11 protein-coding genes are annotated in these 20,684 nt (G+C 72.3%); 2 read left to right on the top strand and 9 right to left on the bottom strand.

Annotated elements, in window-relative coordinates; translation table 11 throughout:
* Positions 1-46 precede the first annotated feature (46 nt).
* Positions 47-1,117, bottom strand: a complete 1,071-nt coding sequence (locus tag AC4BGB_RS19785; RefSeq protein ID WP_490548707.1) for a phosphatase PAP2 family protein — start codon at positions 1,115-1,117, stop codon at positions 47-49.
* 222 nt (positions 1,118-1,339) lie between these two features.
* Between AC4BGB_RS19785 and AC4BGB_RS19780 the strand changes: the two genes are divergently transcribed.
* The gene (locus AC4BGB_RS19780; protein ID WP_490548706.1) at positions 1,340-1,705 is read left to right on the top strand and encodes a hypothetical protein; all 366 of its coding nucleotides are present in this window, start codon (positions 1,340-1,342) and stop codon (positions 1,703-1,705) included.
* 81 nt (positions 1,706-1,786) lie between these two features.
* Complete coding sequence (locus AC4BGB_RS19775; protein WP_490548705.1) at positions 1,787-3,517, top strand: DEAD/DEAH box helicase; 1,731 nt, start codon at positions 1,787-1,789, stop codon at positions 3,515-3,517.
* Between the two features lie 426 nt (positions 3,518-3,943).
* On the opposite strand, the gene AC4BGB_RS19770 is transcribed toward AC4BGB_RS19775, so the two are convergent.
* From AC4BGB_RS19770 to AC4BGB_RS19735, 8 genes are all read right to left on the bottom strand, one after another.
* Positions 3,944-4,621 (bottom strand): RES family NAD+ phosphorylase, encoded by a 678-nt coding sequence (locus AC4BGB_RS19770; protein WP_490548704.1) that lies wholly within the window; start codon positions 4,619-4,621, stop codon positions 3,944-3,946.
* Between the two features lie 5 nt (positions 4,622-4,626).
* The gene (locus tag AC4BGB_RS19765; RefSeq protein WP_490548703.1) at positions 4,627-5,205 is read right to left on the bottom strand and encodes a hypothetical protein; all 579 of its coding nucleotides are present in this window, start codon (positions 5,203-5,205) and stop codon (positions 4,627-4,629) included.
* A 327-nt stretch (positions 5,206-5,532) separates the two neighbouring features.
* Positions 5,533-6,006 carry an SRPBCC family protein gene (locus tag AC4BGB_RS19760; protein WP_490548702.1) on the bottom strand — a complete coding sequence of 158 codons (474 nt, stop codon included), beginning with the start codon at positions 6,004-6,006 and terminating at the stop codon, positions 5,533-5,535.
* 498 nt (positions 6,007-6,504) lie between these two features.
* The gene (locus AC4BGB_RS19755) at positions 6,505-8,049 is read right to left on the bottom strand and encodes a hypothetical protein (RefSeq protein WP_490548701.1); all 1,545 of its coding nucleotides are present in this window, start codon (positions 8,047-8,049) and stop codon (positions 6,505-6,507) included.
* Positions 8,050-8,058: 9 nt separating this feature from the next.
* A complete protein-coding gene (locus AC4BGB_RS19750) occupies positions 8,059-12,984 on the bottom strand; it encodes a hypothetical protein (protein WP_490548700.1) in 4,926 nt (1,641 codons plus the stop codon).
* On the bottom strand, positions 12,981-15,857 hold the full coding sequence (locus AC4BGB_RS19745; RefSeq protein ID WP_490548699.1) for a hypothetical protein: 2,877 nt from the start codon (positions 15,855-15,857) through the stop codon (positions 12,981-12,983). Before AC4BGB_RS19745 ends, AC4BGB_RS19750 begins: the two co-directional genes overlap by 4 nt.
* Positions 15,857-19,075, bottom strand: coding sequence for a DUF6603 domain-containing protein (locus AC4BGB_RS19740; protein WP_490548698.1), 3,219 nt, complete (start codon positions 19,073-19,075; stop codon positions 15,857-15,859). Before AC4BGB_RS19740 ends, AC4BGB_RS19745 begins: the two co-directional genes overlap by 1 nt.
* 154 nt (positions 19,076-19,229) lie before the next feature.
* A complete protein-coding gene (locus tag AC4BGB_RS19735; RefSeq protein ID WP_490548697.1) occupies positions 19,230-20,597 on the bottom strand; it encodes a GntP family permease in 1,368 nt (455 codons plus the stop codon).
* Positions 20,598-20,684 lie beyond the last annotated feature (87 nt).

The following is a 20,684-nucleotide window of genomic DNA, read 5'->3' as shown; positions in this document are numbered from 1 at the left end:
TGGATGGCGGGCCACACCGGGCACACCGGTGAGTGGCGTTCACCGGCTAGTGATCGTGCTGCGGTGCCCGTGCATCCGGCTCGCGCGGAGACAGCCGGTGACCGGTCACCCTGGCCCCGACACGGAAGGCGACGATGGCGATGGCGACGCCGGCCAGGTCGTCGGCGATGTGGTGCCACCCGAAGTACAGGGTCGCCACGATCGTGACGGCGAAGTTGACCCACAGCACAGTGCGGATCACCTGGTTGCGGATCGTGTGCCGGGCCATGAGCGCCCACAGCAGGGAGATGGCCGTGTGCAGGCTGGCAAAGCCCGCCACCCCCTGGTACTCACCACCGCTCCACAAGAACCCGTGGCGTGCGTGCACCAGGGAGTTCATCAGGTCGGAGGTGCCGTTCGACGTCAGCTCGCTCGTCAGCCAGGGGTAGACGATCCCCGGGCCCAGGGTGGGCAGCAGGTAGTAGGACGCCGCTCCGAGGGTCCAGGCGATGCCCTGGGCCGTGACGAACCACCAGCCGTAGCCGATGTTGTTCGACCAGACCAGCCAGCCGGTGACGAGGACCGCCACCAACGGGATGTAGGCGAGGTACACCGAGGAGAGCAGGTGTGCCGCCACGCCCGTGCCCAGGACGTCCTGCAGCAGGGTGGAGGGGTCGTGACCGAGCAGCAGGAACCGGTCGAGCGCCCGCAGCTCCTGGTCGTACTTGACGTCCCGGACGAGCGGCAGGACGGACTTCAGGTTCCGGTAGGACACGTAGATCACGTAGAACGCGGAGATGCCGACGACGACCAGCCGCAGCCGGGGGCGCGTCCAGTGCGTGCGCAGCCGGTGCCGGACGGCCTCGATCGTCCGAGCCGGGTGGAGCCGTCCCTGCCACAGCGCCCGGGGCAGGAGGTCGAGGACGATGGCACCCACGCACAGCACCGGAAGTCGGACCCACGACGGTCCGAGGAAGCTGCCCTCCGGGTCGGCGATCGGCTTGTCGAGCACCAGGCTCGCTGCCAGGGCCATGGCGCCGATCACGAACGCGTTGGCCACCAGGAAGCCATGGGTCCGCCGAGCCCCCGCGTGCCCGGCCGGGGCCGAAGGAGCCGACTGGGCGGTGGTCACTGCCATGGCTCTGATCTGACAGGCGACATGAGGTGGGGCATGGGTCTCCTCGACCGGTGGGCGTGTGGCAGCCGCGTGCCCGACGGGTGCGGACAGCGGCGTCTCCTCGCGTCCAGCACGCGCTGCTCGCACGACGTGCCGAAGATGCAGAGGGGCCGTCATTCTGCCTGATCCAACCAAAACGCTTGCGCAGCAACGCCGTCGTCGCGGGTGCGAGACGATCACGGGGTGAGTCCCTCGATCCGACCGCCCCACTCGATCGTGCTGCTCGTGGGGCGGGAGGAATACACCGCGCCGACGTCGTTCGGTGGCGCGACCTCCATGGCTACGACCGACTGCATCGCCGTGGCCACGCTCAGCCCGGTCGACGGGCCGACGGTCGTCTCGGTCGCGCCCTCCGCCGACCAGCCGGGCCTCGTGACGCTGGGTGAGTACACCATCGAGTCGGAGGGCCTGGTCTCGGTGCGTGACGTCTTCCACCGCGAGCACGACGCCATGGGGGTCGAGGCGGGGTACGTCGACGTGCGGGTCCTGGCCAACGACGCCGTCGAGCCGGACGAGGTGGTGTTCGTCGTACGGCCCGGTGGTTGGTGATCGCGCCGTGGTGACCTGACGCGTGCCGGGCCTTCGGCACGCCGGGTCCGTCCGGAGCGGACACACGGGTAGCGTCCGGGGGTGGCCAGTCCTCGCCGTTCCGGTGCTCGTCGGCGCAGACCCTCACCGCGCCGTGGCGGGACGCGACCGCCGCAGCTGCCGGTGCCGGCCGGGCCGGGCGAGCGGACCTGGGTGCTCGACGTCCCGTACGGGACGCAGGTCGACGGTGCCACCTGGCACCCGGCGGTCAGGGTCCATCTGTACGTCGGGCCCGCTCTGCCCCCGCACCTCGCTCCCTACGCTCCGGGGCCCTACACGCTCGGTCGGTTCATCGAGAACTCCCTGAACCCGGATGACCCGACGCCCAGCCCCGAGCCGACGGGCGCTCTCGAGCCCCGGCGGATCCAGTTCGAGGCGGCCGACGCGATCGCCGAGCGTGCCGCCGCGGGTGGTCGGCAGTTCCTCCTGGCAGACGAGCCGGGTGTGGGCAAGACCATCTCGGCCGTCCTCGGGGCGACGGCGGTGGGCGACCTCCGCGGCGCGCGGCGGGTGCTCGTCGTGGCGGACCGGCCTGCGGCGATCACCATCGGCCACTGGTGCCGCACGATCACGGCGCTGGGCGACGGCGGCCTGGAGTGGGTGGTGATCACGTGGGACAGGCTCGAGAAGGTCAAGGACCACGCGTGGGACGTGATCATCGCGGACGAGGCCCACGCGCTGCGGCGTACGACGACGAAGCGGTGGAAGCTCTGGGCGAAGGTCTCGGGGCACGGGCGGCCCCACGACAAGGCTCCGTTCGTCATTGCGACCACCGCGACGCCAGGACACACGCCCCTCGAGCTGCCCTACCTCGCTCCCGCCTATGCGCAGGTGCTGGACGAGCCGATGCGGGAGTGGACCTCGGCGACCCAGCCCGAGGCGGTGTTCGCCCGTGCGCTCGAGCGCCACGGCGTCGGGGTGGAGCAGGGCCGGTACGGCGCGACGTGGACCACCGATCCCGCGCGACGCGCGGCCGACCTCAAGCTGGTGCGCGGCTGGCTCGCCGACGAACGGCCTGCGGCGATGCTGCACCGCGCCGCGCCGTGGGGGCCGGTGCCGATCTCCGGCATGCCGGTCGCGCTCACGCCGGCGGAGCGGACGGCGTACGAGGCCGAGTGGGGCGAGTTCTGCCGGGAGATGGACCTCGCGCGTCGCGGCCGCAACGTCGCCAAGGGCCGGGCCGCGCTGCTGCGCTTCCGGCAGAAGGCCGGGCTGATCCGGGTGGACTCGACGGTCGCCTGGATCGCCCAACAGGTCCAGTCCGATCGTCAGGTGGCGTGCTCGGTCGAGTTCGTCACCACTGCCGCCGACCCCATCGTCGACCGCCTGCGTCACTCCGACATCGACGTGGCCACGATCTATGGCCGCGACCGGTTCGACGTCGAGGCCGAGCGGCTCCGGTTCCAGACCGGGCGGGCCAAGGTCTGCGTCTTCACCACGGTCGCCTCGATCAGCCTGCACGCCGGCGAGACCCTCGCCGACGGCAGCCAGGCGAGCACCGAGCCGCGGGTCGGCATCTTCCACCAGGCCCGCTTCTCGGGCATCGCCGCACGCCAGGTGACCGGTCGCACCCACCGTGATCACCAGGTCTCGCCGTGGCACATCGCGTACGCCGAGGGCACGGTCGAGGAGCAGGTCGGCAAGGTGATGGTGGAGCGGATCGCCGCAGCCTCCGACACGGTGGGCAGCGACACCACCGGCCTCACCGACCTCGCGCAGCTACTCGGGGCCGACTGGCTGCCGCCCGCGGACCTGACCGAGGGCGGCACCTGAGACCGCTACAGACGGGGCTTCGGACCTGAGCAGGAGCCGCCAGTCCGGAGTCGTCACCTCCCGCAGGTGGGTAGTCGGCGAGCGAGATCGACCTCCTGGCTGGGGTGCGGGAGTTCTTGTGAGGGGACGCAGCGTCCGGGGATTGACCTCGTGGTCGTCACGTGACTGCCACCCCGCGTCACTCGCGTCGGTGGAAGCTGACCTTGCCGTTCGGATGGTGTCGGGTCTCGAACCGCAGGTCGTGGACCTTGCGGTGGTGGTGCGGGCACAGCAGGCGGCCGGTGGCAACGTTGGTGTGGCCGCCGTCTGCCCTGGCACGCCCAGCTTCACGAATGCTCGGTGCTGTGCGGCCCGTGCCCCCCTCACTCACGGCCGCGAGCCCACCTCGCGAATCACAGGTTCCTGGGCCTGCGCGGGATCGACCGGCTAGATGACCTCGACGCGCACCGACGCGGCGACGCCCATCGCCCAGTCGAGACCCTCGCCGTAGCCGAGGGCGAGCGGCGCGGCACCTCCGGTGTCCGGGGACTCCGGCACGAGCGCGCCGGCATGGACCCGGTCGCCCCACAGGACGTAGGCACGCTCGTCGTCGTCCTGGTGCGACGTCCAGGAGAGCCCGGCCGCGGCGGTGTGCTCGTGCAGCCACGCCGCCCACCGGGTGGCCAACGGGTAGCCCGCGGGGTAGGTATGGGTGAGGTCGGCGGCGTGGAGCCCGAGCGACCTCAGCCCTTGGCCGTGCAGCGACACGACCTCGATGCGTCGCTCGATCCGCAGGGCGCTGAGCAGGTGCTCGCTCCACGTGGCCGAATCGACGACCGAGCCGGGCATCTGGTCGTGCAGGAACGTCTCGAAGAGTGCTCCGCGGCGAGAGGCGCCGACATACATCGTCGGGACCTGTGAGCCCCGCGTGTCGCGCAGCGGAGCGAACCGGGTGGGCTCGCCGACGCCCGGGTTGAACAGAGTCCCGTCGTCCTCGATGCGCCCGCTCGGTGAGTGGTGCGCGGCCGGGTGGATGCGCCACAGGCGGGTGCCGACGACCAGCGGTTCGGTCACCGGACGCGCGAGCGAGGTCGGCGGACCGCTGGGCGGCTCGCGTCTGCTCACGCGGACTACAGGCCCGGCGCAGGCGGCGGGAGGGCCCGGTCGACCGCGTGACGCAACGCGTCACTCACGATCTCGGGATGCTCGTGCACCTCGTCGGCCGGCGACCGGCCGTCCAGGTAGGCGTTCGGCGCGGAGGCCCAGGCCAGCACGTCAGCGTCGCTCCAGCCCGCCGGCTCCAGCAGTGCCCTCAGTGCCGTCCATGCGGACGCCACGGCGATGAGATCGTCCTCCACCCTCACGAACTGGAAGCCCGGGTAGAGCAGGCCGCCGTGACGCTTGACCCCGGCAAGGCCCTTGCGGCGGCGCAGGTTCGCGGTGTGGGAGCGTGCCGACTCGGGACGTGCGCCGGTCAGCAGCGCGACCTCGTCGGCCGCGAGCATCCCCCACTCGCGCTCCACGTCGCGCCAGCGTTCCTCGCGCAGCGCGGCCTGAGCCAGGTGGCCGGGACCGATGTGGGCTGAGGAGTCGGCCAGAATCTTCTCGACGAGACCGATGGTGGCCACCTCGTTCATCGCGCGCAGCGCGGCGCGGCGAGCCGTGTCCTCGTCGACGCCAACCGGCACCGGGACGCTGACGGTCGTCATGGCACTCACCTCTCTCTGACAACGATGATAGCGATGCCGCCTAACGTTGTCATCGCAGTCATGGTAGACGGCCAACGACCGCGTGAAGTGGCCGGCTACTCGCCAGACCTTGGCGGGGTGATCGATCAGCGCCTCTGCCATGGTCGCCTGCGCCGTCTTCGGCTGGGGCTTCGTGGCCGCGACCTGCCTTCCTGGTCGCCGCGGTCACAGCCGTCCTGGCAGCCTCGTGCGGTCAGCACCGCCGCGGACGCGAGCCCGACCGCCCCACGTTTCCCCACCCTCACCGAGCCCTCGGGAGAGCGGCGGTAGCCCGTACGGCGATCGCCCCTACAGGACGCTCAGCACCTCAGGGTTCTCGCAGGCCCGCGCGAACGCGGCGATCCGGGCCCGGATCTCGCGGCCCAGCAACCAGCGGCCGATCGGGTCGGCGACCGGGGCGAGCCAGGCCGGCCGGGCCGACCAGGTGTACTTCCACACGGCCCGGGTCCCGGGCACCCCATCGCTGTCCTCGGCGGTGAAGCGCCAGCCGCCACCGAAGCTCGCGAAGAACCACGGCCCCTTCTCCATCGTCATGCCGACCGAGGTCGGCGGCCGGTAGGAGACGTAGCGGCTGATCATCGTCGGCCCGACCCGCGCCCTGGTCAGCGTGCGGACGCCCTTCCCCGGACGGTCGGCGTCGATCAGGTGCTGGTGCCGGATGAACGGGTCCCAGGCCAGCCGGACCTCGCCTGTCGTCTGCGAGACGGCGAACGCCGTGTCAGGCAGGACCGGGATCCACGCCTCTGCTGTGACCTGGGGCATGCGCGGAGCATGTCACGCCTCGGTCGTCACGGGTCCCGTCGTTCGTCGCACGACCTTCCTGCTCCTGTCCCGCCTCGCGACGGGCGCGGCATGAGCAAGGGCGAGATCTCCGAGCAGCTCGCCATCACACCCTCCACCGCGACCCGTCGCGTCGCCCCCTGGCAGACGCCGGACTCGTGCGGCGGGACCGGTGCCCTGACGGCCACCGCACCGTGGTCGTCACCATCACCGATGCCGGCTCCACCCGTGTCGCAGCCGTGCGCCAGGCCCGCATCGAGACTCTGCGCGACACCTTCCGGGCCTGGCCTCCGAGGAGCTGAGCACCCTGGCCGCCATCATGGACCGCCTCACCGAACCCTCGCGGCCGAGCTCCCCCACGACGACGGCTTCACCGACCGCCACCTCCGCGACCACCCGAAGCCTTGACCGAACAGAGATCAGGTCCTACGGCGCGGGGCCGGCCTGACGTGCACCCGATCCGGCCCTGACCAAGGCCCTCTAGGTCTCCGGGAGGTTGGCCTGCTCCATCACGTCGAAGCGCAACGTCCGCGCGGGCGGGGACAGGAGCGGCCCACGCTGGCGCTGCAGCCACAGCACCGGGTTGCCCTGCATGTCCCGCGCGAGCGACCAGCGACGGGTGAGCTCGATGCCGTTGCTGGGCACCGCGACCGGAGCGATCACGTGGTCTGGGGTGCCGGCCTCGGGCTGCAGCACCTGCGCCACCGGGTCGGGCATCGGCCTGGGTCGTTGCCGCGAGAGGTCGGCGAGGTTGCGCTGGATCAGGCGGCGCGGGGACCCCTCGTCGCTCAAGGTGTACGGCGTCCACCACGGCCCGATCCCTCGGGCCGGGACGTAGGCGTACTCGCGTTGCTCGCGGGCGTCACCGGGGGCCGCGCCCTCGTTGAAGCGGGGTCCGTCGGGGAGGGTGAGCTCACGCTGGTCGACGTCGCGACCGTCGATGGTCCGCTCCACCGCCCAGAGCAGGTTGGACTGCTCGTCGAGCCCGAGCTGCACCCGCTCCACGGGCGCGCTCTCGAGCGGCAGCTCGGCGACGTGCCACAGCACCAGCTCCTCGTCCGCCAGACCCGGGTCCCCCGGGGTCAGCGCGTCCACCCCGAACAGCCGCCAGGCCTCGGGTGGGCGCAGGCCGGCCCAGGTCGTGTCGTCGTACTCCCGCCCGAACGAGTCGCGCACCACCACGGACTCCACCGCGACCACGTGCCCCGCGTCGGCCAGCACCGGGAACAGGAACCAGTCGTCGCTGTGGGAGAAGATCAGGTCGGTCAGCAGGGCCGTCGCCGCGTGCGCGCTGTCCGGCGGGTAGCCGCCGAGGTCCACGTCGGCGTTCTCGATCTGCCACCACCGGGTGCTCGGCGACCCCGGGTAGCCGAGCGGCGTCGGGATCGCCTCCCGCGGCTGCCCTGCCGCTGCAGGCTCGCCCGGGGCCCCGGCGTCCACCGAGTGCCAGTCGAGGCGGCCGCCGCGGTGCCGTCGTACGGCGAGCTGCTGACCGGCCGCGGTGAACGACGTCACCGCGGTCTGCTCGTAGAGCAGCTGCTCGCTGTCCCACGCCGGCGTGCTGTCGGCCGGGATGTCCGCTGGGAACGCCTCGCGCGCGAGCCCGAGGGCGTCGCGGTTGCGCCACACGAGGAGGCCGTCGGGCACCTGCTCGAACTCCTCGTACGGCGGCGCCGGCTTGTGGAACAGCAGCGAGGGATCGGCCGTCACCGACGGGTTGTCGGCGAACTCTAGCCCCACCCGGACGCGGCGCTCCATCGTCCACCAGTCGTCGATCTCCGACTCCACGATGGCCTCGGCCGGAACCACCTTCGGGTCGAAGCGGGGGTCCGCGGCGGCGATCGCGCGCTGGCGCAGCCGGTAGTCGATCCACACCGGCGACGAAGCGTTCTCTCCCTGGTGCTCCCCCATCTGCCACTGCCGGGCCAGGAACCAGACCGGGTCGTGCACCGCGGCGCCGAAGCCCTCGGCGAGGTTGCGCTGGTGCGCGCGCGGCTCCAGGCGCAGGTGGGCGGTGACGGTCATGGGCGTTCCTCAGGTCGTGAACAGCGGGTAGGGCTCGAGCCGGACCCGGGACGGGCCCGAGGACTGCAGCCAGATCGTGGGAGCCAGTGACTGCAGCTCGCCGAGGTCCTCCAGGTGGGCGGTGCGGGCGTGCGCCAGCTCGCGGGTCTCGGCCAGGATCTGCAGGACCAGCTCTTCGTCGATCCGCTGCCGCGGCCGCGGCGGGACCGCCAGCAGGATCGCCTGCGGGGCACGTGCCGCCGGGGCGTTGAAGCCGAACGCCGCCGAGGTGCTGCGCTGGGGCATCGGGACCGCCTCGGAGAAGCTGTCGACCAGCCCGACGGCGACCCGCTCCCCCGTCCAGGCGCCCGGCGTGCCGTACGCCGCGACGAACCGCCGGTCCACGTCCAGCCCGGTCACCGACCCGTCGGCGCGGACCCTGAGGTTTTCCACGACCGTGGCGGTCAGGAACGGGTCGCCGGGCGAGCTGGACCAGGCGTCCAGCGGGGTGCCCAGGCCGAGCTGGAGCGCCTCGAGCCGGGCGAGCGCCGGCCGGACGGGCGCCACCACGGTCAGCCAGGACTCGTCCAGCGACGGCTCGGTCGCGCCGACCTCCAGACCGGTGTCGGCCACCAGCGCCTCGCGCCGCCAGCTCGCCGTGACCGCGAGCCGACCCTCGGGCAGCGCCAGGTCGGCGATCGCCGCCGCGAGCGTGGGCACACCGTCCGGGCGCTGCTCCTGCTTGCGCGTCTCGTGGTCGGGGAGCGGTGCGGCGAGCTCGCCCACCGAGACGAGGTCGGCCGGCTGCGGCGCCGCGTCCAGCCGCTGCTCGAGCGCCGTCGCGACAGCCGCTGCGAGGTCGGCGGCGGGAGTCGCGTCCTCCGGCGGCGTCCGGCCGAGCAGCGCGGCGTACAGCGCGTCCCGGTCGGCGCGCTCGCTGACCGGGGTCACCCCCCAGGCCAGCGCCCGTCGGAGCAGTCCCGGACGCGTGTCGTCGTCGGCCGCGCGCAGGTCATTGACCAGGCTCCGGCCGGTGACGTGCAGCGCGGTGTAGCGGGCGGCCAGCGCCTGGTAGATCTCGGCGTCGATCCCCTGCTGTGTGGCGACGTCCTGGACCAGGTCGCGGCCGGCTGCGGGCCGATTGCCGAACCCGCTGGCGAGGTGGCGGGTCCGGAGGAGCTCGGCCGGCGAGGCCACCACGGGATCCACCAGGCCGATCAGCCGACGCAGCCGCCGGTGGACCTCGGGCGGGTCCATCGCGTCGGCCTGCTCCGCGGTGAGGCCGAGCGTCGCGAGGTCGGCCCAGGTCTGCGGGTTGCCCCGCGCGTCGGTCAGCACCCACAGCCGCAGGTCGGCCGGCGTCGCCTCCTCGACGACGCTGTCCGGTGGCGCCCCGAGATGCGCGCGGACCAGGTCGGGCACGGTCCCGGTAGGCATCCCGGCCAGGGTCGACGGCATGAACGGCAGGTCCACCGAGTGCACCCGGCCGAGCTCGGCGCCGCCGCCGTCGCGCACCACCCACTCCCGGTTGTGGTCCTCGGTGACGACGGTCTCCGGCAGGTCCAGCCGGCGCCGGACCAGCTCGGCCAGGAACTCCTCGGACAGCGCGAGCGTGTCCGTCGGGGTGAGGCCGAGGTCGGCCAGCGTCACCAGGGCGAACTCGGTGCCGTCCTCCCGGTCGGTGACCCTCCAGGTCCACGCCCCACCGACCGTCTGCTCCAAGAACGCCGCCAGCGACGGGTCCGCGAGCCGGACCGGGCCGGCGTCGAGCGGGACGTCGTCGAGATCGACGTGGGGCACGGTGGCCAGCACCATGCTCTGCACCTGGTAGCCGGACGGCGGCGTACGCAGGAACTCGAAGGTCGGCGGCCGCGAGAACCCCGCAGCGGCCTCCATGGTCTCGGCGGCGCGATCGACCTGCCGGCCGACCAGCTGCATCACGCCGTCGGCCATCAGCAGGTCACCATAGGTGTCGAGCGCGTCGTGCAGCGTCTGCAGCGCCGTGGCCTGGTCGGGGTCCAGCGGGAACTGCGGGTCGCCGGACAGCAGCCCGGCGAGGGCGTCGATGCCGTTGCAGACCTCGTGGGGATCCCGCCGGTCCGGGCGCATGGCGTACGCCGGGCTGGTGCGCAGCTCCTTGACCCGCTGGTGGTCTCCGACGACGTTCTCGACGTGCCGGCCGACGATCTCGTAGACGTGGAAGCCGAGCCGCACCTCCTCGGCGATCTCCTCGGCCAGCCGCGCGGTGCGCGAGCCGATGTCCATCTCCCACGGGTTGCGGCCACCGTCGTTGGCGGCGCCCTCCCTCTCGGAGGAGAGGAACTTGTCGCGCAGGACCACCGCCGCCAGCGTCTGGGAGTACGACGGGGTGTGCAGCCGCCCCGCGGCAGTGGGACCCGGTTCGCCGAGGAACGGGCCGTCGACCCAGCCGTAGGCCCCGAGCCGGTGCTGGTGGCGGCTGCTGGCGCTGTGCGCCTGGAGGCGCTGCCAGGCGAACCCCGTCACCCAGGGGTCGATCCGGTGCGCGGCACTGTCGATGGTGGCTCGCAGCGCCCGCTCGAGCTGCGTGCGGCGGGCGTCGGGGATCGTGATCGTGAAGCGCCGCTCACCGGTGTCGGGGTCTCTGTCGTCGATGCTCCAGTCGGGCTGGTCGAGCTCGTGGGTCAGCGCGCGCGTGGCCTCGACCTGGCCGCGCAGCGCGCGCAGGGCCAGCTCGCCGCCGACCTGGCCCCGCAACCAGTCGGCGTCGATCTGGCAGGCGTGGGTCAGCAACCGGATCAGCAGGCTGTCGGGCAGGGAGCGGAGCTGCCACTCCCCGTCGCGGTCGAGCACCCACCAGGTCGCGAACACCTCGGTCAGGTCCATCGGCCCCTCCGCGTCGAGCAGCAGCGACAGGAACCGGGTCAGCGCCACCCGCCCCGGTTCCTCGCGGTTGCGCTGGCGGCGCAGGGTCCGTGACGGCTGCACCAGCGGGAGCCGGCTCGTGCGGGCGTGGCCGTTGCTGAGGTACGTCGTCGACGGCGACGTCGCGAGCAGGCCCTCGACCCGGCCGTAGAGCCGTCGGGAGAGGTCCTCGAACTCCTGGAGGGCATCGGGACCGAGCTGGTAGGGCAGCACCCAGGCGGAGACGGGCAGGAAGGAACGGTGCGCGAAGCGCCGGCTCGACGCCTCCCGGCTGAGCAGGTCCATGAACCGCTCGCTGCTCGCGCCGACGACGTTGCCGCTGCGTCGCGCGGCGGCGGCCCACTCACCACGCAGCCCGGCCAGCGCCAGCGCGGCACCCTCCTCGACCCGGGCCTGCTCGGGGTCCGTGGTCGCGGGGTCGGTGCGCCACTCCCCCAGCGCGGTCACCGGGAGCAGGCCGTAGGGCTGGTCGCCGACCCGGACCGGCATCAGCGGCCCCTCGGGACAGAAGCGCGAGTCACCCAGCAGGACGGTCGGGTCCTCGGGGTCACGGTGAAGCACGTCACGGATCTCCTCGACCGAGGGCACCACGTCGTCGACCGGGGGAAAGGCCCACTGGTTGATCCGGAAGGCGTCGTCGGTCACCTCCCAGACGTCGGCCAGCCAGTGCCCGAGGAGCGGCGGCCACAGCGCCTGCGCCATCCGCCTGCTGTCCTGGGTGTCGTCGGGGGAACCGGCCCCGGGGAAGGACGGCAGCACCCCGCTGGACCCGGTGAGGTGCTGCTCGATGGTGCGTCCCACCGTGTCGTCGCGGCTGTGGGACAGCCGTGCCCGCGCCACCGAGCGCCAGCCCTCCGCGTCGAGCGCGAGGTCTGCCGCGGGGGCGCCGTGCACGGTGTTGGTCGGGGCGCCCAGCCGGAGCACCCCGAGCTCACCGGCGTCGACCAGGCCACGGAGGTGCTCGTCGGGTGCCTCCTCGCCCAGCCCCACGACGTACACCGCCTCCAGGGACTCCGGGGTCAGGCCAGCGTCCAGCAGCCACTCGCCGCCCAGGCCCACCTCGACCGCCGTGCTCCACGACGCCCACCAGGTCTCGCGCGCACGGTCGGCCTCGTCGGGGAGCGGGATGGTCAGTGCGTCCGGGAGGATGGTGGCGTCGGGATCCATCGGCAGCCGGCCGACCCGGTGGCGCGACGAGTCCGTGGTCACCGCCCAGATCGACAGCTCCTCCGGCAACCCGCCGACCCGGTTGGGCTGCGGCTGGTCCGGCATGGACGCCGGCGGTTCCACCACCAGGTTCTCCCCCTCGATCACCGGCTCGAGCACGCTCACCAGCCAGGCCGCACGCTCGGGGGCGACCTGCCGGCACAGCTGCTGCCAGGCGATGCCGGCGGCCTCCGAGTCGAGCCAGGACGGGTCATAGGCCCCCGGGACACGGGCGGCCTGCCAGAAGGCGCGCACCACGGAGAGCTCCCCGGCGCTGACATGGGCGTCGTCACGGCGTATGGAGGCCTCATCGGGCACCACGCGCAGCGAGAGCTTCCACCGGTCCGGGTCGTCGTTGAACGCCGACCCGGGCGCGTCGAACAGGGTCTCCAGTCGCACCGGCAGCAGCACGCCGACGTCGTCGAAGGGGTGCGGGTCGCCCTCGGCGTCCAGCCACGCCGAGGTCGCCGCGTGCACCAGCTCGGCCAGGATCGCCTCGTCGCCGTCGACAGCCCGGCGGACCTGGTCGAGATAGTCGGCGGGAGGCCGCGCCGCACCGGTCCACAGTCCCTCGACGGCAGCCGCCTGCGCATCGGTCAGCGACGCGCGGACCTGCAGGGCCACCAGGACCGGGTCGGCGTCGACGGCCTCCTTGAGCCCCTCGGTCCGGGCCCACAGCCAGTCCTCCGCCACCGCCTCCAGGGTGTGGTCCGCGACGGTCCAGTCCTCGGCGGTGAGCGCGCCCTGCTCGCGTTCGAGGCGGGCGCGCACCTCGTCGGGAGGCTGGGCGGCGAGCGCCTCGAGGACGCGGGCAACACGCAGGTCGCGGTAGGTCTCGGTGGTCATCCCAGGCCCGCCTGCTTCAGCGCACGGCCGCTGATCGCGACCCTGGTGGGCTGGTCGAGCGCGGTCTGCGCGAGCGTCGCGGCGTTGGTGGGGTCCAGGGGCCCCAGGGCCTCGTCGTTGCGGAAGCGGAGCTCGGCCGGTGGCTCGTCGAGCACCAGCCAGTACTCCTCGAGCGTGCTGGGCCTGACGTCGAAGGTGAAGAAGACCAGCTCGGGGGTCAGGGTCCCCGCGAACACCGGCCCGAAGTGCTTGCGCCCGGCGCGCCAGGCTTCCTCGTCCGGCGTACCTTCGGGCATCTCCAGCTGGGGCGGGTCGGACAGCAGCGCGTCGACGTCGTCGCCCGGGTCGGGCGGGTCGACGTCGTCGCCCGGGTCGGGCCTGACCAGGTAGACCAGCGTGGCCGGGTAGCGGCGGAACAGGTCGCTGCGGAAGGTGAGCACCAGCCGGCTGCCCGATGGGTTGGCCGGATTCGGCTTGATCGTCTGGTGGCTCAGCGCCCCCACCGGGTCATCGGGGGCCTTGGCCCACTCGGCCAGCGGCTCGATGTCGGCCCTGCGCACGTGCTTGGCGTAGTCGACCTGGCCCCAGAACATCCGCAGCGGCGTGCAGGTGCGGGCGACCGCGAGGTCGCGCCACCGCATCTCGCTCATGAACTGGGTGTTGATGCCGACCATGAACGCGTCGACGAACGCGGGGTTGGTCTGCAGCGCGGTGACGGAGTCCTCGTCCAGGGAGTCCGCTCCCGGGAGCAGCCACTCCCGGTCGTACTGCTTGAGCAGGCCCCAGGTCGGGAAGTCCAGCCCGATCGGGTACTCGGTCGGCGCCAGCGTCGTGCAGTCGACGCCGACCAGCCTGCTGCACAGCCGCACCTTGGCCGGCGGTCGTGGCCCGCGCGGGTCGACGGCACCCGAGACCACGCCGGAGATCCCGACGAGGTCGATGGGACGCTGCGTCTCGATCTCCGGGCCGGGCGTGTGGTCCACCAGGTCGTTGCAGGAGAAGCCACGTCGCGGTCGCCTGCCGACCAGCTCCCAGCAGGCACGGGTGGCCATGCAGTGCCGGATCGCGATCCGCAGCAGGTCGTGGAGCTCGAGCCGGGGGCCGTCCTCGGCCAGCACGTGCTCGAGGAAGGCGAACAGCGATCCGCCGACCTCGGCGCCGATCTGCTCCAGGATCTGGCCGCCCTCGCAGGGCAGGCCCCGCTCCTCGAGGCGTGACTGCAACAGCTGCCGCAGCTCGGAGAACAGGGGTTCGGCGAGCTCGCTGCGCAGTCGCTGGGGGTCCTCTCCGTTGCGTACGCCGTCGCGGTACTTCTCGCGGTAGGCGTCGAGGAGCTCGTCGACCTGCGTCATCACCTCGTCCAGCCAGGCGTCATCGAGCTCGAAGAGCTCCTCCACCGGCCGCAGGCCCAGCTGGGCGGCAACCGCGTCGACGTGCGGCACCCCCTCGGGGGCCCGGTCGATCGGCGGTTCCGGCTGGTTGGCCCACGACAGCGCCGCCTTCCGGTCGACGCCCCCGCCTCCCCCATCAGCAAGGTGGCGGGTGGTCGCCGTACGGTCGCGGAGGAGGCGTTGGGCCGCGCTCGAGAACAGGCCCGGCACGAGCGGGCTGGTGCCGGAGGTGACCCGCGAGAGCACCGTGCCGCCACCGGCCGCGGGCAGCCTCGCCGTCATCGGTCCCAGCACCGCCAGCCGGAGGTGCGGGTCCTTCGGCAGCCGGCGGTCCCAGAGCCGGCCGCCCGCGGTGAGCCCGAGCGCGAGCTGACCGATCCGCTGCCCGGCCTCGCGCAGCGCCCCCGCCTGCGCGACCGCGGCGTCCATCAACGCCTCCTGTGCCTCGACCCCCATCCAGACCCCGAGCCCGGCGCTCGCGCGGAACCGCGGGTCGTCGTTGAGGTCGTGCGGCCAGCCCACCTCGGCGGCGTCCGGGTCCGGCAGCCAGGGCCGGCCGTAGTGCGGCAGGCCGATGGTGCCGGCGACCTCGTCGTTGAGAAGGTCGAGGTCGGCCATCACGGCCTCGATCACCTCGGGCTGCACGGTCTCGGGCTGCTGCAGCGAGGTGATCGCTCCCCGGACCTCGAGGGTCGCGTCGACGTCGACGCCGTCCTCGGTCACGCGGCGCCGGTAGTGCAGCCTCGCCTTGCCGACGTCGCGGGCCGGCGGCACCCGCAGCGCGGCGGCGAGCGTCTCGAAGTCGCCTGCCTCCGCGGTCCAGAACCGCCACCAGTGCAGGGCCGGGAGGCTTTCCCGCGCCCCGAACTGACGTTCCCCGGTCGAGGTCCACATGTGCTCGCCGGCGTCGTTGAACGTGGGCACCAGCACCGCGACGTACTCGCGTTGCGGCAGCAGTCCGTCGGCGCCCGGCTCGGTCCCGCGTGGGGAGAGGATCCGCGCGATCGGGCCGGTACCGGCGTCCTGGGTGTGCGCCCAGCGGTGGGAGTCCTCGAGCGGGTGCGCGAGCAGGACGCTGTCCTCGACATGGGTCACCGTGCCCGCCTCGACCCGGATCTCCTCGGCGGTGCCGACCAGCAGTGCCAGCCAGGGAAGCAGCCAGTCCCCGCTGGTGGGGCGCGGGGTGTAGCGCCAGGGCAGGTCGGCGTCCCACAGGTCGAGGTGGACCAGCTTGGTGGTCTCGGCGTCCCGGGCGAAGGCCGCGGGCGCCAGGTGCTTGACCGCACCCGGCTTGAGCCCCCCGATGTCGGCGGCGCCCATCAGGGTGAAGGGTGCGTCGCCCGTGGCCGCCTGTCCGGTCGCCTGGTCGGTGAGCGTCAGGCTCAGCCTGCCGGACAGCCTCGGGCTCGTGCCCTCCCGGACGGCACGGTCGAAGATCTCGTTGCGTTGCCAGCTGGCGAACTGGAGCTCGTCCGCGGCCATCACGCCACGCCCGCGAGGTCGACCGCCGGGACGGCGGTGGCAACGGTGGTGCCGCCGGTCCGTTTCGCGAGCCCGAAGGCCTGTGCCTCGTTGAGCGACTCGGCGTACAGCCCTCCGTCCTGTGCGGAGTGCACGTCGAAGCTCTCCTGCTGCACCGCGACCTTCGGCTCCCCCGGGGCGAGGACCGCACCCTGTCCGCGCTCTCCGAGCAGGCCGGCCAGCGCGGCTCCGACGTAGAGGTTGCCCAGGATGGGCAGCTTCAGCAGCGAGGGCAGCTTCACGAGGTGGAGCTTGATCGGCGCGGAACGCTCGGCGCCGCGGCGTACGGCGAGAGAGCCGACCCGGAGACCGGACTGTTGCTGCACGAAGCGGCTGGTGTTCAGCGCCTCGGAGTCGCCCATCTTCAGGTAGGTGCCGACCCCGAACCAGTCCTGCTCGGGGTGCTCCAGGGAGCCGAGCCCGCTGCTGACCAGCAGGGTGTGCCAGCCCTGGAGGTTCACGCCCTCCACCTTCTCGATCGCCAGGTTGAGTGGAGCCCGCTTCTGCTCCCAGACCAGCTGGCCGACCGGGGAGACCAGCTTGTCGGCGCCGGAGTGCGGCGCGAACACCACCGCGGGGTCCTCGCCCTCCATCCGCAGGTTGTCGGGGCTGATCAGCTCGCCGTGCAGGTGGGCGGGGAGATCGGGGATCGTCACGACCTGCTCGGGCGGGTTGCTGCTCAGCTCGATCGTGACGTTGCCGGAGACCTTGACGAACAGCAGCCGCACGCTGGCCCGCGCCTTGAGCACCAGCGGCCCCGGACCGCTCAGCTCGCCACCGACGTGCACGCTGCACAGCGAGACGCCCGCGACCTCGACGTCGAAGCCGGCGTCGACCTGGGCGACGAAGTAGAACGGCTTGAACTGGATCAGCGCGTCGAAGCCGAACCAGCCGTGCGCGGAGATCGGCCCGATCTCGATGCCTGCCTCGGTGCGGGAGCCGAGCTGGAAGGTGTTGGAGGTGATCGCGAGGTACATCTCCTGCTTGAGCCAGACCGGTCCCAGCGAGACCGAGACCCCGACCCGCGCCACCTTCGGCAGCTCCATCGCTCCGGGGTTGAAGGACGGGTGGAACCCCCCGACGGTGAACAGGAAGTAGCCGTTGTCGCCGTACGCGATGCGCAGGGCCACGCCCCCGGTGATCCGGAAGATCCCCAGGACGTGGGAGTTGATGAGCGCCGCGTCGAAGAAGACCAACGACTTCGTCAGGTCGACCCCACCGACGAAGTCCATCCGCAGGTAGACCAGCGCGAACTCCTCCGAGCCCAGCACGAGCCGGGCCGACCCTGCCAGGAAGATCTTCCGCGGCCCGGGCAGCTCGATGAACACACCGAGGTCCAGCTTGAGGATCGAGGCCCAGTTGAGCTGCAGGGTGGGGCCGACCAGGAAGACGCCGGCCTCGTCGGGGAAGAACCGCGCCATGTCGCCCAGCAGCCTGGGCGCGTTCTTCATCGGGTCGTCGTTGAACAGCACCTCGCCGGCAGCTCCGCTGGCGAGCCGTTCCCGCAGTACGTCGGTGTCGGCCCGGCGGTTGATCCCGACCAGGCCGCCGAACCCGGAGACGGCAAAGCCGAAGCCGAGCTGGACCCCGGGCAGCGGCAGCCGGATCCCGATCAGCACCACGACCGACGGGTCGCCGCCGGGCAGCGCCTTGTAGAGGCCGTAGGCGAACGCGCCGATCCCCAGGATCTTCAGCTGCAGCCCCCCGGCGAACTCGTCGGCGCTGATGATCTTCAGGAAACCGGCGCCCTCGACCGGCCCGGCGTCCAGGCTCAGCCCGATCCCCTGCGGCGGCAGCAGTCCACCGGTGCCGTCGGTCCAGCGCCCGATCCAGGCCCCGGCGCCGTCCATCACCGCGGACAGCGGGCCGAACTCGGCGTTCGCGCTGTAGCGGAACAGCAGCCGGAACAGCAGCCGGCCGTCGTCGACGGTGAGGTCGAGGTGGGTCACCACCTGGTCGAGCTCGACTCCGGCGCCGGCACCACCGACGCGCAGGTCGATCGGCGTCGCGAACTCCATGCTCAGCCCGACCGCACCCGCCTCGGACTGGCCGGTCAGCCCCTGGCCCTGCGCGTAGCTCACCCGTACGTCGGAACGGAACCTCAGCAGGCTGGGGACGTCGAGACCGAAGCTGACGAAGTCCAGGAAGTCGGGCTTGAGGACGAACTCGATCCCCTCGAGCGCCAGCACGACGTCGAACAGCGGACCGCTGGGTCGCAGCCGCAGCCCCACGCGGACCGCCTTCACGGCCAGGTGCGTTCCGGCAAGGTCCCCGACGAGGAGCGCGTTGGCATCGCCCGGCTGCTTGCCGATGAACAGCGCGAGGTCGCCGCGGGGCACGGACATGTCGAGGTGGTCGGCGTCGAACCGGATCCGGTAGTGGTGGTCGCCGGAGTCGCCCGGGGCGAACGTCAGCACCCAGTCACCGCCGAGGTCGACCTGCCTGGTCGCGAACAGCTCGACGTCGGTGAGCAGGAGGTCCACGGCGAAGTCGCGGAGCCGGTCGAAGGCGTCCGGGCCCTCGACGGTGATCGCCCCGTCGGCGCCGTCCGGGACGGGCGGCGCGGGGAGCTCGTCGATCCTGAACGGGTCGGGCACCGGCAGCGGCAGCTTGACCGGCGAGTTGACCAGGCGGCGCACCAGCGCGAGCAGCTCGTCGGAGCTCACCCCGGGCACACCGTCGAGGGGCAGGCCGGCGAAGCCCTGCTGGCGGTACTCCAGCGCCAGCAGCGTCTTCGGGGACGTGATCAGCAGCAGCACCAGCACCTGGAGCGCCTTCACGTCGTCGAGCTTCTGCACCTTGCCCAGCAGCAGCGTCAGCGCAGCGTCGCCTGGCTGGGAGAGCAGGTCGTCGAGCCTGTCCCTGCGGATCCGGAACGCGGCCGGCGTCGCGCCTTCCCACTCGATCTCGACGACACCGACCAGCGTGAGGGCCTCGGCCAACCGAGGGAAGCTCATCTGCACGGCGCGGACGACCAGGGTCTCGCGGAGGCGCTCGTCGGAGATCAGCGCACGAAGCTGGTTGACCCACCGGTCGATGCCCGCGCCGCTCGGGTCGACGCTGACCGCCATCAGCTCTTCGATCCGGGGGCCGAGTGTGGCGATCAGGGGCGGTGGCGGTGGGTCACCCTCGAGGCTGCTCCTGAGCAGGCCCGTGACCGACTGGAGGATATTGGCCAATTGCCTCCACCCTTGCCCTCGGATCGAGCATTCCCCGTCGGCTCACCGCGCGGTGCAGCACCGCCGGATGTCGTGTCCCTCATGAGGACTATCGACCTGCGGCGTGCACCGCGCAAGCCCCGGTAGCCAGGAAGGGCCCGGGCAGCGGTTCCGCTCAGGTGGCCGCGGCCACCAGGCTCGCCACCAGCACCAGGGGCAGCGAGACGATCGCACCGAGCGACGTCGCCAGGGTCAGGGTCTTCAGACTGCCCTTGGTGGAGAGGTCGAGCAGGGTGGTGAACATCCAGAAGAAGTTGCTGTTCACGTGCAGCGCGAACATGGCCCCGGAGGCGATCGCGAGGGCGATGACGACGGGGTCCACCCCGAGCGAGCCGACGACCGGGGAGATGATGCCCGCCGCGGTGATGGCGCCGACCGAGACCGATCCGATCGCGAAGTGAAGCACCGCCGCGATGGCCCAGGCCAGCAGGATGCTGATGATCACCGGCGCGTTCTCGTCCGCGGCGAACAGGTCCTCGAGCCGGGCGCCCATGCCGCTCCCGGCGATGACCGCGCCGAGCGATCCGCCCACTCCGGTGACGAGGAGGATCTCGCCGGTGGTGTGGAAGCCGGCCGTGAGGACCTTGCCGACACCGTCCGCGCCCACGGACGGGCGCACCATGAAGAACGCGATCAGCAGCCCGAGGAACAAGGCGATGTTGGCATCACCCAGGAACGTGATCACCGGGTTGGATCCCCCCGCCAGGTTCACGATCGCCCCGGTCGCGATCAGCACCAACGGCACCAGGATCGGCAGCAGACGCACGCCCAGCGGCAACCGGGCGGCCCTCTCGGCCAGCGGGACCCGGTCCGTCTCGTCGACGGGACGCCCGTCCTCGACGACCACGTCCGGGTCGAAGTCGGTCTTGTCGTTCCACAGCCCGCGGCCCAGCAGCACCCGGAACAGGAGCGTCGTGATCAACGCTGTGAGCAGCCCGATCGGCAGCCCGTAGAGCAGGTAGGTGCCGAGCGGGACGTCCATCAGGCCGGCGATCGCGACCGCCGCGAGGCCGGGCACCACGAAGACGTAGCCGGAGAAGATGCCGACGCCCATGGCACCGGCCAGCCACGGCAGGCCGTGCCTGCGGTCCACGGCCGGCGCGGACTCCTTGGCCATCGGCGCAGCGAGGACGACCTGCACGTCGACGTAGATCGAGGGGAAGATCACCGCCAGCGTGCCGGCCATGGCGTACGGCAGGCGGCGGCCCACCCGACGGGCGAGGATGTCCACCAGGTCGCGGAAGGTGCCCATGGCGTGCAGGAGCGCCCCAATGAGCACGCCGAAACCGATCAGCAGGCCGACCTCGGCCATGATCTCACCGAACCCGCCGGTGATCGCGGTGACCGTGCCCTCGGCGCCCTGGGTGGTGGCCAGCCCCAGGTAGACGCACGCCAGCAGCAGCGAGATCACCGGGTCGACCTTGAACCTGATGATCAGCACGATGGCGGCGAGGATCGCGATCGCGGAGTGCAAGATCTCCATGGACGGCTCCGTCTGTGGCAGGTGTGACGGACCCCACGCTAGGGGACGCGCTGCCTGTTCGGCAGGACTCCGCGCCTAGCGTCGCCC

The sequence above is a fragment of the Nocardioides sp. Z30_9 genome (genome assembly GCF_058215735.1).
The sequence above is the reverse complement of the archived record's forward strand: the minus strand, read 5'-3'. Positions and strand labels throughout refer to the sequence as shown.

Excerpts from the sequence above, each read along its gene's own strand:
- AC4BGB_RS19785 (WP_490548707.1), bottom strand. The coding sequence starts at position 1,117 with ATGGCAGTGACCACCGCCCAGTCGGCTCCTTCGGCCCCGGCCGGGCAC.
- AC4BGB_RS19745 (WP_490548699.1), bottom strand. The coding sequence starts at position 15,857 with ATGGCCGCGGACGAGCTCCAGTTCGCCAGCTGGCAACGCAACGAGATC.
- AC4BGB_RS19765 (WP_490548703.1), bottom strand. The coding sequence starts at position 5,205 with ATGACGACCGTCAGCGTCCCGGTGCCGGTTGGCGTCGACGAGGACACG.
- AC4BGB_RS19750 (WP_490548700.1), bottom strand. The coding sequence starts at position 12,984 with ATGACCACCGAGACCTACCGCGACCTGCGTGTTGCCCGCGTCCTCGAG.
- AC4BGB_RS19760 (WP_490548702.1), bottom strand. The coding sequence starts at position 6,006 with ATGCCCCAGGTCACAGCAGAGGCGTGGATCCCGGTCCTGCCTGACACG.
- AC4BGB_RS19755 (WP_490548701.1), bottom strand. The coding sequence starts at position 8,049 with ATGACCGTCACCGCCCACCTGCGCCTGGAGCCGCGCGCGCACCAGCGC.
- AC4BGB_RS19735 (WP_490548697.1), bottom strand. The coding sequence starts at position 20,597 with ATGGAGATCTTGCACTCCGCGATCGCGATCCTCGCCGCCATCGTGCTG.